The organism is Shewanella sp. SR44-3, assembly GCF_014163735.1.
In the GTDB taxonomy this organism is placed as follows: Bacteria; Pseudomonadota; Gammaproteobacteria; order Enterobacterales; family Shewanellaceae; genus Shewanella.
This window is the reverse complement of record NZ_JACJDV010000037.1, coordinates 22994-35131: the sequence shown is the minus strand read 5'-3', so window position 1 is coordinate 35131 and position 12138 is coordinate 22994. Positions and strand designations below refer to the sequence as shown.

The window sequence follows — 12138 nt, the reverse complement described above, 5'->3', positions numbered from 1 at the left end:
ATGGACAATGCCCATTCACAATTGGAGCCTTTGTCTATCTCAGTTAGCGATTTATTTTGAAGGACGTTTAGACAGCGTGCTCGAAATTTAAACTTAACCTGACACAGAATTTCGAACGCCCTCGTATTTTGAGAGATATTCCAATTCTTTCTAGTATCGTAGGTAGTATCAATGCTATTGGCAATATACGTGATGCATTGTTCACTAAAAAACTTGTTGCTTTCCTCTCTGAATTGTCTAACGTTCCGGTAGCACAACGCCGGAGTATGATCGATTTAATTGATAGTTCGGATGACTACAGAGTAAAGGTTGGAGATAAGCTTATCTATATAATAGAGAAGGCGGAAGACCATTATACTAGTAAAATTGTTGCCATCTTCTTCGCTGAGTTTCTTGTTGGGAAAATTACTTACAATCAATTTCTAAAAATTAGTCGAATTATCGATAGTATGTTCATTGGCGACTTTCTTGAGTTTGCGAATGAGCCATCACAACCAATTGATTTTAATTCTGAAAATACATTTATTAACACAGGGTTAGTTGATATTTATTTTGAACCGGTGGTGGTTGATGATAATGATGATTACAAAAGTTATGGAAAATATGTCACAAGTGGTGGTGCAAGCCTATATATCACTCCTATCGGTGAGTTAGTTAAGTTGGTACTCAAGGGAAAAAATTACACATAATGGGTATTTTGTGGTGTTTAGTAACCTCAAGATGCTGAAACTATCTTGAGGTCGCTTAGGTATATGCTAATTTAAAGGTGCTTGTGGCGGTCATCTTTAATGGTGTTTTGACATCATATCGAAATCATCCAAAATGGCGTAAGCACAAGGGATCACAAATAGCACCATTAAGGTTGAAGCAAAAATGCCGCACACAATGGATACCACCAAGGGCTGAACGATTTGCGCCTGCAAGCTGGTTTCTAATAGGAGTGACAATAAGCCTGCGGCCGTGGTGAGAGACGTTAAGATGACCGCGCGAAAACGCTCGCGACTGGCACTGACCACAGCCTCCGTCACATCATCACCCTCATCCACATGGTGACGAATATATTGCACCAGCAAAATTGTCAGTGGTGGGCTCTTTAGCAAATCCAGCTGATGATAGTCTTGCGCCACTTCAAGGTATAAGCCAAGGCTTGCTTGATTGGGATCAACCCGCTCAGCGATTCGGGTAACCTGGGCAGGCCATTGAAAATGATGGTCGGCAATGTGCAGATTGACAGTGGCACTGAGATCCAACAACTCAACCGATGGCAAGCTTGGCTCCTTTGGCAGCTGCGCTAGGCTACTGACTAAGGTACGCATATCACTAAGGGACACTTCAGCTTTAATTTCAGCAGCGCCTAACTTGTGAGCGCTGAGCATGGTCATCCCTTGGGTGACCACTTGATCTATTTCTACATTTACCGTCGCAATTCGCGCCTCAAAAGGCAGAAAAACTTGCGTTTGGGCCAGCTTTCGCTGTGCATCTTGAAGTTTGGCTTCATCGACATTGAGCTGAGCCAGAGTAACTTTGGTATCATCGGGCAGCAATTTAAGCGAACTTTGTAAGTCTTCTACCATTTTTGTTTGCACTAATAGCGCTTGGTTTTGGCTTTCAAGCTCAGAGCTTGAAACCAGTTGGCGCTTCTTAAGACTAAGTTTTCTTTGGTATTCTTGCTCGGCTAGCACCAATTTTTGGCTTTCAATCTTGAGGCTGGCATTTAAATTACGTTGCTGCTGTTCAAGGCGAGTGAGTTGGGCTTGAGTGGAATGGAGCGCTGCTTGGGCTTGGGCGAGTTTGAACTGGTATTCAAGCGGGTCGATCGCCAATACTTTTACGCCTTTAGGCAGCATACGGCCAGATTCAAGCTGCGGGTGACGATAGATAACCTTGCCACTGACTTCGGCAATGGCATCCCACGCCTGCTTAGGGGCGACGCGGCCAAAGCCTTCGATGCTGGGTGCTAGGCTGGTTTTATTCAGCACTATGGTATCCACCAATACCGCGCGGCTGTGACTTAAATTTACTGGCGGTGAGGGCTTGAGGGCGATGGCAATAACCAGCACTAATAATCCCAACAGGGTGCCATAAAGGGCTAAGGCTTTTTTATTTGGGTTCATGCTTGCTCTCCTCAGGCTTAAACAGGCCCTGTGCTAACAGTTTGCTGTTTTGCTCAAACAATTGTTGTAAAAATGCTGGATTGATTTCAACGCCCAATTTATTGAGAAAAATATCAGGCACAATAAAAGGGAACACCATCATGGCGAAAAAACTTAATTGGGCGCAGCGGCTGTCAACATCCTCCCTTAGTAAACCCTGAGATTTAAGCTTGTCAAAAAACAACACGTCTTCAAGGCTTATTATCTCATTGAATGCTTTGGTTAATTCTTGATTGTGGGTTTGGGATTGATCTAAGGATGCGAGCTTAAAGATAAGCCGTGGAAAGTGCGGGTGCGCCGACATCACTTGATAATAGGTCCACATGAAACTTGCGGGGCCGTCAGTTTCTAAGGTGCGATTTATCTGACGTAATTGCTGCTTAATCGGCACCGCGGTTTCGCGGATCATAGTGGAAAATAAGCCTTCTTTTGAGCCAAAATAATAGCGAATAAGCGCGGGATCAGTACCGGCCATTTTAGCCAGTTCACGGGTAGACACTTGGGCGTAATCACGTTCGACAAATAAGGTCCTGGCCGCGACGATTAATTGCTCCCGAGACTGGGTGTCTTGATTGGGACGCCCGACCTTGGCTTTTTTAGGGGGAAGATTTTCAACGGTATTAGGCTTCATTGGGTTCTCTTTTTACTGATATTTAAGCTTTATTTTTGAGCTTCATGGTTCAATAGTTGCAGCATAAAATGATTAATTCTCCAACTGATGAATTATCTTAGAATAGTCGATATTAAAAAGGCAGCTTAAAAATTCCCCGTAACCGCCAATCTGAGGAATAAACTAAATAAGCATCAAAGTTGTGAGTCTTAACATTGAGAGATTATTAGCCTTGATCCAAAGGGTAGATAAAGACACTACAGAAATAGCCTAAGACGAGTTACCATAACGGCCCATTTCAGCCTTAAGATGTTATTACCATGGATAAGCTACTTGCCCCTATCTACTCTTTTTTAGCCTGTGAAACACCGCAAGCGTGGATAGATGAGGCCAAAAAGCCAGAAAATCTTAGTGCTTTGCTTATTGATCATTGCAATTGTGAGCTAAAAGCGGCACAAACAGCGATGTTTATGATCAGAAAATACGCCATTGACGTGGAAAGTGCGGCGGCCCTGACGGCGTGGTCAGCCCCTTATCAGGCTTTTGTGTATCAAGATAGCCGAGACGCCAAGGCATTTTTGGCTCGAGATGTGAAAAAGAATGATATCAGCAGTGAGCTTAGCGTCAGTGGCAAGCTTGCCATCGGCGAGGATTTACTCACTAAAATGGTGCGTCTCATTAAAGAAGAGTTCCATCATTTTGAACAAGTACTTGAACTCATGGATAAGCGTGATATTGAGTATCAGAACATACGCGCCGGTAATTACGCCAAAGGATTAATGGTTCATGTGCGTACCCACGAGCCGTTAACCTTAATTGACAAGCTTATTGTTGGTGCCTTTATTGAGGCGCGCTCCTGTGAGCGTTTTGCTAAATTAGCGCCTTATTTGGATGATGAACTGGGGCGATTTTATGTGTCTTTATTACGCTCTGAAGCGCGCCATTATCAAGACTATTTAAGCCTTGCCAGTGACATTATTAGGGCTGGGGTGAATACCCACGCTAAGAGCCACGTCGCTATTACTGAGGCTGACTTACAACAGCGGATTGCATTTTTTGCCGCCATTGAGGCCAAGCTTATCCAAAACCCAGATAACGAGTTTAGGTTTCACAGTGGTGTGCCTTGTTAATCCAATTAGCAGATGGGGCTCACCTTCAAGCAATTTTGCTTTCACAGCTTCACTCTTGTGGCATACTCATTATGCCGATTGTGAGCCAATGCAGTAAAACCATGGCACGGTAATTCAAAATGTAGTTATTAAAGGACGGTAATTAAAAGGATGGTTATTTAAAAGTATTAACTCAAGGCAAACTGAATGAATAAGTGGTTGTTGATTGTAAAGTGTATTTTTATCGTAACTTATGGCGTTAGTATTGATCTTAGCGCAGCTGATAATCACAAATTCACTATCACGGGTGCTGAACTTGCTCCTCACTCGGGGCAAACATTAGCTAAAATGGGCTGGGTGCCACAGGTATTGGATGAAGCCTTAATAGACAGCGGCTATCAGCTGGAATATGAGTTTTTACCTTTCAATCGCGCCTTGATTTCGGTGAAGAAAGGTGTAATTGATGCAATGTCACCGCTTTACATTAGTGAGTCGAGAAAGGTTTTTTTGCATTATTCTGAGCCACTGGGAATATCCCAGACGGCGTTATTTTTTGCTAAAACTAAGCCTATCGATTATCACAACATCTCAGATCTTAAAGGCCTGAGCATTGCCATCATGCGCGGCGCCAGTGTTAATCCTGAATTCGATAAATCCCAAGATTTTACTCGCGTAGAGGCAACCAGTTATGGCCAATTAGTGCGTATGTTACTGCTTGGCAGAGTGGACGCGGTTGTGGGGGAGGAGTTTGTTGTTCGTGAAATCATTAATAATGACAAAGAATTCAATGGCAAAGCTAAACTTGCTCAAGCCAACGTCGCGTTGGCGACACAAGGCCTGTATGTGGGGGTATCAAAAGCGGCCCCTGATGCAGTTAATAAAATGGCGGCACTAAATACAGGCTTAGCCGCGCTTAAAGTATCAGGACGCTTTAGTCAGATTTTATTGCAACACGGAATTATCTACAATCAGGGGGTACTTGAATCCCAGCACAGTGCCCTCGCTGAGCCAGCGGCGGAACTTAAATCTAAACCCGTGCGATAAACACCTTTTATTACTACTTACGATGGCTGTTTACGCTTGTTACTCGTAATTGCTACTTGCGATTTTGCCATTTAATTAGTACTGAATACTTCCATAAATTCTGGATCACGAAATAGCCTACTACAGCTGAAATCATGGCTAATATGCCGCAGCCAAGCAAAAAAGGCGGACCTATGGTGGTAAGGGATGATTCAACCCAATGCCAGCTGGCTTCAAAATGAAACTCCTGGCTTTCTAACCCCATGACTTTAGCACCTAATAAATAGGCGCCATAAAACATCACTGGCATGGTCAGAGGGTTGGTTATCCAGACTAATGCCACTGACACAGGGATGTTGACGTTAAATAAAATCGCAAATCCTGCGGCGGCAACCATCTGAAATGGCATCGGCACCCAAGCGAAGAATAAGCCAACCGCAAAGGCGCCAGGAGCCGATTTGCGATTGAGCGCCCATAGGTTAGGTTTGTGTAATAGCTTGCCAAAAATACGCAGGTGCTTGTGTTCACGCAATGTGGCAGGGTTAGGCATAAATCGTTGGATTAACTTTTTTGGCATAATTCTCAATTGCTGTCTTTAATTAATTCACTATGAATGGATTTATTTACGGCTTTTGCGCTTGTTTATTATCAAGCTTACTCTGGCCGACATTATTTGCGCCATGGAGCTGGCCACTATTGCTTATTATGCTCATTATCTTGAGGAGAAAGTCACCTTTTTCCTGTGGAATACTCATGGGCGCATTTTGGCTTTCGTATTGTTTTTACTCATTATTTAACCAGCTTGAGTCAAGAGTTTCTCAGCCTGGAAAGTTTAATGCAAAGATAATATCACTAGTTACCCAGCAGCGCGACTGGATAAGTTTCGATGTAAAGGTGATAGATGAAGAGTTTAGGTTGTTCCCGCGGATTTATCGCCTCAGCTGGCGGTCCCCACCTCAGATAACTGCGGGGCAAGTGTGGCATTTTAACGCCAAAATGAAAGGCGTTACTAGCCTGCTTAATGAAGGCGGGTTTAACCAACAAAAATATTGGCTCAGTCTGCATATAGCAGCAAGGGGCAATGTTAGAGAGGGACATCTCCTTAAGCAGGCATTGAGCGTACGCCAGCAGTTACTCGGGGCGCTAAGACCAGTACTTTTGCAGCTTAACGGTGGCGATATTCTTCAAGCCTTATTATTAGGAGATAAAACCGCCATAACCCCAGAGCGCTGGCAGGCATTAAGGCGTACTGGGGCTGGGCATTTGGTGGCGATTTCTGGTTTGCATGTGAGCGTGGTGTTTGGGTTGCTGCTGTTTGTCACCCTGAAATTTTTAGTATGGTGTATACCCTGTGAAAGTCGCCGTAACTGGGTAATGGCGATGTTGGCGTCATTAGTGGGTGTGCTGGGTTACGGCTATTTAGCAGGTTTTGCTATTGCCACTCAAAGGGCCGTCATTATGTTATTGCTATTGGTGGTGTTGAGTTTGCTGCGCCAATTTAGCTCGCCTTGGGAGCGGTTACTCTTAGCCTTATTTGCAGTATTAGTGTTTGACCCTTTTGCGCCGTTAAGTGCAGGTTTTTGGCTGTCATTTACTGCACTAAGCATTATTTTACTGAGTTTGAGCTTAGGCAGCGATCGGCTAAGCGATGAAAACCAAAGCGCTGAGGAGGTTGAGCGAGAAACTGAACTGGACTCTGAGCAAGAAACCGCTCAAGTGGCTGGGCAACTGTGGCATGAGGGCTGGGTACGGGCGAAGGGATCACTAATGCAATTTTCCGTAAGCTTATGGCGTATTCAGTGGCGACTTGCTTTAGGGCTTGGATTATTGCAATTACTGTTATTTGGATCCGCGGCGCTGCACAGCATTTGGCTTAATTTATTGTTCGTGCCTTGGTTTAGCTTCGTGGTTATTCCTGTGACCATAGTCAGTTTTATCCTCTGGCTGGTCTGCGGATTAGTGTATTGGCTTGTTATCGCAGCACAGTCACTGTTATTTAATGTTTTTGCATTCCAGAGTATCGATGTTGTCGCCAATATCTGGGGGCCTACCCAAGACGTTAGCTTGAGCGTGGGTCCAAGGCTATTTTATTTGGCAGAGTTAAGTATAGCGCCGTTTCTGTGGATTTTAGATGCCAGCGCACAGCTGCCTTGGGCACAAGTGAGTTTAGCTTCATTGACGGTTGTGCAAGGGATTTTCTGCTTACTGGGCTGTGCATTAGTGTGCTATGTGAGAACTTGGCTTTGGCGTGCACTGGCGTTAAGTTTAGGTTTACCGCTATTGCTGACGCTTGTCTTAACGCTAGGGTCTAGTGAGTGCTGTGATAAAGCCTTCAGCACCAAGAATTGGCAGTTACATGTGCTGGATGTAGGGCAGGGAAGCGCGATTGTGGTCCAGCAAGGTGAATACGGACTTATTTATGATACTGGCGCCGCTTATGGGCCATCCTTTAGTTATGCTCAGCGGGTGATATTGCCTTTTCTTACTGCGCGGCGGATAGCGCATCTTGAGTACTTAGTATTAAGCCATGATGATAACGATCACTCAGGTGGGGCAGAGGTGTTAATGGCCGCTTTTCCTTTGATGACTGTGATAACAGATATTGAGCGTTTTGCCCATAAAAGCTGCCAACAACCACCAATGAGATGGCGAGGGTTGACTCTTGAGTTAATGGGCGCCGTCGCTGAGCCTAAAGACAATAATACCTCTTGTGTATTACGGCTTGGCAATGACAATGGACGGGTGCTTCTTACTGGTGACATTGAAGCGCTGCGAGAATTTAAGTTGCTGCAACAAGGCGCCCCCTTGAGCGCAGAAGTCATATTGGTGCCGCACCATGGCAGTAATACGTCATCTAGCGAGGCATTTTTGCAAGCGGTGGGTGCCAATATCGGTATTTTTAGTGCTGGATTTGCCAACCAATATGGTTTTCCTAAAGCCCGAGTGTTAAATCGATACCATAAGCTGGGCATTGACACTTATATTACCGGAGAACTGGGGCAAATTAGCTTGAGTTTTCGCCGTGATGGTATTGATATTCGCGGCTATCGCACCGAGCTTGCACCATTTTGGTACAACCAAGTGTTTAGATTTGGTTCGAGCCAAAAACCAGAGTAGAATGCACACCTTATTTTGCAATTCAGTGTTAATGGATCCCATGACAGCATCCCCAAAAAATGAAATGAGCACAGTATTTAAACGCCTGATGACCTATGTTATGCCGATGAAAGGCATGCTAGCACTGTCAATTTTAGGCTTGATTGTTTACGGTCTTGTTGATGCGGCTTTCATTGCTTTTATCAAACCTTTTATCGATGAAGGTTTTAGTCAAACGCCCACGGTTGTTGCTGGGGTTGAACTGCCCACAAGTGGCGGCTTTAGCGCCAATAAAGATGTGATGTTGATGGCGCCTTTTGTGGTGATTGGCATGTTTACCCTGCGCGGGGTGGCAAACTTTGTCTCCACTTACTGTATTTCATTCTTAAGCGCCCAGCTTATTATGGATATGCGTCAACAAGTGTTCGAACATTACCTGCGTTTGCCAGTGAGCTATATCGACAGAGAAAATAGCGGCAATTTGATTTCACGAGTGACCTTTGATACCGAGCAAATTGCTCGAGCCTCAGGCAGTGCCTTAATTTCTATCGTCCGTGACAGTATCACTGTGATTGGTATGTTGGCGCTGATGTTTTTCTATTCATGGAAATTGTCACTGTGCATCTTAGTCATAGGCCCGTTAATGGGGGTGGTGATAAGTGTTGTCAGCAAGCGTTTTCGTAAAGTGTCAGTGCAAATTCAGTCGGCTATGGGCGGTGTGACCGCCACCACGGAACAAATGATTAAAGGCCATAAAAATGTGTTGTCATTTGGCGGTCAGGAAACGGAAAGTAAACGTTTTTTTGAAGTTAATGATAGAAACCGCTATCAAAATATGAAACTTGCCATGGCACAATCTGTCAGTCAGCCGGTGATCATGATTATTGGCTCTTTTGCCTTAGCATTTGTGCTGTATGCTGCAAGCTTAGATAGCATGAAGCTTGAGCTTACCGCAGGCACCTTTGCGGCAATCCTAGGCGCTATGCTCGCCATGTTGCAACCGATTAAAAACTTAACCAGAGTTAATGCTGAATTTCAGCGCGGTATTGCTGCCTGTACCACGGTATTTGAATTACTTGATACCTTGCCAGAGTCAGATACTGGCGTGCATCAGGTTGAGCGAGTAAAAGGTCATTTACGTTTTGATAAGGTGACCTTTAGCTACCCAGAGCAAGCAAGACCTGCACTAAACAACATAGACTTTGAAGTGAAACCGGGAAAAACAGTGGCATTAGTGGGCCGTTCAGGCTCTGGTAAGTCAACCATGGCAAGCCTTATTACCCGTTTTTATACAGGCCTTGAGCAAGGGGATATTCGCCTTGATGATGTCAGTATTTATGATTATTCACTTAAGTCGCTGCGCTCACAGGTGGCGTTAGTGTCTCAGCAAGTGACCTTATTTAATGATTCTATCGCCAATAATATTGCTTACGCCTATCCAGGGGAGGTGAGCCGTGAGCAGATTATTCAGGCGGCAACCCTTGCCCATGCGATGGAGTTTATTGAACAACTTCCTGACGGTTTAGACACCCAAGTGGGTGAAAACGGCGTGTTGTTGTCTGGCGGCCAGCGTCAGCGTATCGCTATTGCAAGGGCCATGCTCCGTGACGCACCTGTGCTTATTTTAGATGAAGCGACTTCAGCCCTTGATACTGAGTCAGAAAAAGCCATCCAGCTTGGGCTTGATAATTTACGTCATAACCGCACTTCAATTGTGATAGCTCACCGGCTTTCAACCATAGAAAGCGCCGATGAAATCTTAGTCATAGATCAAGGCAAGATTATCGAACGGGGCACTCATGCCAGCCTTATCGAGAAAAAAGGCGCCTACGCCGGTTTGTATCAAATGCAGTTTGGCGAATAAATGCAGCGCTGGGTAAATAAAATTTGGTATGGATCGCATCCCATTGCTTGGCTATTATTGCCGTTGTCGGCCTTGTTTTGGTTAATTTCGAGTCTGAGGCGGCGAAAATTTGTAGGCGCCCCACCGGCGTCTGAGGCCTTAGGTGTGCCTGTGATTATAGTGGGCAACATTACGGTTGGCGGCAGCGGTAAAACGCCCATGGTCATCTACCTTATTGAACTACTGCGTCGTCAGGGTTATCGCCCTGGTGTCATAAGCCGTGGTTACGGAGTGAAGATAGATGGGGTTAAGCTGGTTGATGCTAGGGCAAAGGCTGGCGATGTTGGTGATGAGCCCGCCATGATAGTGGCGCGAACTCAAGTGCCAATGGCTGTAGGACCAGACAGACTGGCTGCGATAGGTTTATTGCAAGCTCATCATGATATTGATGTCATCATCAGTGACGATGGTCTGCAGCATTACCGATTACCTCGCGATATTGAACTGGTTATTATTGATGGTGCGCGGCGTTTTGGTAATGGCAATCTGTTACCAGCGGGACCATTACGTGAAGGGTTATGGCGCTTAAATTGCATAGATTGGCTGATTAATAATGGCGGTCAAGTTCAAGGTGATGAAGTTTTGATGCAGCTTGAACCTCAGCCATTATTAGAAGTCAGAGCTGCGGTTACAGCTTGTGATACGTCATTGGCGCGCGATGCTGTTAGCTTAAGTGTTCCTGAGTTAGATAAACAGCAGCCCGTGGTCGCCATGGCTGGCATTGGTAATCCTGAGCGTTTTTTTGATAGCCTTAAAGCCCAAGGCTATAGCCTTAAGCACACCTTAGCCTGTAATGATCATCAAGCATTTGATGCCCAAACACTAATGAGTTTCGCTGGGAATTACCCGCTTATTATGACCGAAAAAGATGCGGTTAAATGCCGTGATTTTGCTAGAGATAACTGGTGGTATTTGCCAGTAAATGCAAAACTAAACCCAGATTTTGATAACGCATTATTGGCTCGCTTAGCGCCGTTAATGCCGCTAAAACCTTAAGGAAACTGTAATATGGCATTCGATAGAAAATTATTAGAAATAGTGGCGTGTCCTGTGTGTAAAGGTACACTTGAGTTTGATAAGCAGGCGCAAACGCTAAATTGTAAATTCGATAAACTGGCTTTTCCTATTACTGAAGGGATCCCTGTATTGCTTGAAAATCGAGCTCAACCTTTAGATTAACTCTCTTATTTCAGCGTTAATTAAAACACGCAAGGGGCTTAAACTTTTGTAAATAAATAGTTTGATCTGTGTATTTATTGTTACCAGGTGACTTTTCTTTGGTTGCCACGTTTGGCTTTAATCGTGAAAAAGTATTAAGTTACAATCGTTTGCTTGCATCTATTAATATTTGAAAAGATAATTATGTCCTTCGTAGAAGGAGTATAACTATGTTGCCGCTAGATGATTTTAAACAAATGGTCGCTCGAGTGCGTGAACAGCACTTGGGTGAGCGAATTTGTTTTTTCCAATATCAAGGGAAAGGATATTGGCTTAAACAGACTGAGCATCTGCAGGGCGCGATGCGGGTATTAAAAGCCAACCCCCACGCTTCAATCCAAAAAGAAATCCAATTACTTGCACAACTCAATGCTCAGGGCGCAGCTGTCCCTTTATTAATGGATAGCGGTGATGACTATTTAGTGGTCGCCGATGCGGGTAAAACCCTCAAGCAGTGGTTAGGCAGTCGTGAAACCACCCATGAACAGCTACAAGTCATTCTAAATGATGCGAGCCAAGCGTTAGCCAAGCTCCATAGCATGTCATTAGCCCACGGGCGCCCAGCACTGCGAGACATTAGCTGGCAGGCTGGGGAAGTTAAGTTTATTGATTTTGAAGCCAATCAAGCGAAACAGAGCTTGTTTATGCAGCAAATTAGGGATTTACTCATTTATATTCATAGCTTGTATCGCTATTTAGGGCCACAGAGTGAGATGATTTCTGAGGCCATAAGTCAGTATCGTCGACATGGCGGTGAAGCTATTTGGCAGAAGTCCAAGGCTTTTGTCGCTAATTGGCAATGGCTTTATTATATTGCAAGACCGTTTCGTGATGTTGGTGGTAAAGATTTAAAACCTATCTACTGGGTGCTGTGGCATTTTAGACAAACGCCTGAGTGCATCTAGATACGCTTGATATAAATTAATACTGCGATTCGAAATGAAAAAAGCTTGCCCTAAGGCAAGCTTTTTTTGTCTGGTTTGGCTCGTGCTGACATCCAAGGTTAGCGCACGATCTTATCATAAA

At 44.6% G+C, this 12138-nt stretch carries 11 protein-coding genes; 8 read left to right on the top strand and 3 right to left on the bottom strand.

Annotation, left to right across the window (positions count from 1 at the left end):
• The first annotated feature begins 128 nt into the window (after positions 1 to 128).
• On the top strand, positions 129 to 689 hold the full coding sequence (locus H5073_RS14890; protein WP_182680354.1) for a hypothetical protein: 561 nt from the start codon (positions 129 to 131) through the stop codon (positions 687 to 689).
• Positions 690 to 785: 96 nt separating this feature from the next.
• On the opposite strand, the gene H5073_RS18400 is transcribed toward H5073_RS14890, so the two are convergent.
• Entirely contained in the window at positions 786 to 2114 is a 1329-nt protein-coding gene (locus H5073_RS18400; RefSeq protein ID WP_259394912.1) for an efflux RND transporter periplasmic adaptor subunit, read from the bottom strand.
• Positions 2101 to 2784, bottom strand: coding sequence for a TetR/AcrR family transcriptional regulator (locus H5073_RS14880; RefSeq protein ID WP_182680353.1), 684 nt, complete (start codon positions 2782 to 2784; stop codon positions 2101 to 2103). Before H5073_RS14880 ends, H5073_RS18400 begins: the two co-directional genes overlap by 14 nt.
• A 299-nt stretch (positions 2785 to 3083) precedes the next feature.
• Here H5073_RS14880 and miaE point away from each other — a divergent pair, with 299 nt between their 5' ends.
• Together miaE and H5073_RS14870 are read left to right on the top strand one after the other, a co-directional pair.
• Positions 3084 to 3893: a tRNA isopentenyl-2-thiomethyl-A-37 hydroxylase MiaE gene (gene miaE / locus H5073_RS14875; protein WP_182680352.1), complete on the top strand. Its 810-nt coding sequence runs from the start codon at positions 3084 to 3086 to the stop codon at positions 3891 to 3893.
• Between the two features lie 186 nt (positions 3894 to 4079).
• Positions 4080 to 4916, top strand: a complete 837-nt coding sequence (locus tag H5073_RS14870) for an ABC transporter substrate-binding protein (RefSeq protein WP_182680351.1) — start codon at positions 4080 to 4082, stop codon at positions 4914 to 4916.
• A gap of 52 nt (positions 4917 to 4968) precedes the next feature.
• Here H5073_RS14870 and H5073_RS14865 read toward each other — a convergent pair whose 3' ends face one another.
• Positions 4969 to 5472, bottom strand: coding sequence for a DUF2062 domain-containing protein (locus H5073_RS14865; RefSeq protein ID WP_182680350.1), 504 nt, complete (start codon positions 5470 to 5472; stop codon positions 4969 to 4971).
• Positions 5473 to 5504: 32 nt separating this feature from the next.
• Between H5073_RS14865 and H5073_RS14860 the strand changes: the two genes are divergently transcribed.
• From H5073_RS14860 to H5073_RS14840, 5 genes are all read left to right on the top strand, one after another.
• On the top strand, positions 5505 to 8012 hold the full coding sequence (locus H5073_RS14860; protein WP_259394911.1) for a DNA internalization-related competence protein ComEC/Rec2: 2508 nt from the start codon (positions 5505 to 5507) through the stop codon (positions 8010 to 8012).
• A 40-nt stretch (positions 8013 to 8052) separates the two neighbouring features.
• Positions 8053 to 9855, top strand: a complete 1803-nt coding sequence (gene msbA / locus H5073_RS14855; protein ID WP_182680348.1) for a lipid A export permease/ATP-binding protein MsbA — start codon at positions 8053 to 8055, stop codon at positions 9853 to 9855.
• Positions 9856 to 10890 (top strand): tetraacyldisaccharide 4'-kinase, encoded by a 1035-nt coding sequence (gene lpxK, locus H5073_RS14850; RefSeq protein ID WP_182680347.1) that lies wholly within the window; start codon positions 9856 to 9858, stop codon positions 10888 to 10890.
• 12 nt (positions 10891 to 10902) lie between these two features.
• Complete coding sequence (locus H5073_RS14845; protein ID WP_182680346.1) at positions 10903 to 11073, top strand: Trm112 family protein; 171 nt, start codon at positions 10903 to 10905, stop codon at positions 11071 to 11073.
• Between the two features lie 209 nt (positions 11074 to 11282).
• Entirely contained in the window at positions 11283 to 12017 is a 735-nt protein-coding gene (locus tag H5073_RS14840) for a phosphotransferase (protein WP_182680345.1), read from the top strand.
• Positions 12018 to 12138: the final 121 nt, after the last annotated feature.

Excerpts from the sequence above, each read along its gene's own strand:
- msbA (WP_182680348.1), top strand. The coding sequence starts at position 8,053 with ATGACAGCATCCCCAAAAAATGAAATGAGCACAGTATTTAAACGCCTG.
- H5073_RS14840 (WP_182680345.1), top strand. The coding sequence starts at position 11,283 with ATGTTGCCGCTAGATGATTTTAAACAAATGGTCGCTCGAGTGCGTGAA.
- H5073_RS14865 (WP_182680350.1), bottom strand. The coding sequence starts at position 5,472 with ATGCCAAAAAAGTTAATCCAACGATTTATGCCTAACCCTGCCACATTG.
- H5073_RS14860 (WP_259394911.1), top strand. The coding sequence starts at position 5,505 with ATGAATGGATTTATTTACGGCTTTTGCGCTTGTTTATTATCAAGCTTA.
- H5073_RS18400 (WP_259394912.1), bottom strand. The coding sequence starts at position 2,114 with ATGAACCCAAATAAAAAAGCCTTAGCCCTTTATGGCACCCTGTTGGGA.
- lpxK (WP_182680347.1), top strand. The coding sequence starts at position 9,856 with ATGCAGCGCTGGGTAAATAAAATTTGGTATGGATCGCATCCCATTGCT.
- H5073_RS14880 (WP_182680353.1), bottom strand. The coding sequence starts at position 2,784 with ATGAAGCCTAATACCGTTGAAAATCTTCCCCCTAAAAAAGCCAAGGTC.
- H5073_RS14845 (WP_182680346.1), top strand. The coding sequence starts at position 10,903 with ATGGCATTCGATAGAAAATTATTAGAAATAGTGGCGTGTCCTGTGTGT.
- H5073_RS14870 (WP_182680351.1), top strand. The coding sequence starts at position 4,080 with ATGAATAAGTGGTTGTTGATTGTAAAGTGTATTTTTATCGTAACTTAT.
- miaE (WP_182680352.1), top strand. The coding sequence starts at position 3,084 with ATGGATAAGCTACTTGCCCCTATCTACTCTTTTTTAGCCTGTGAAACA.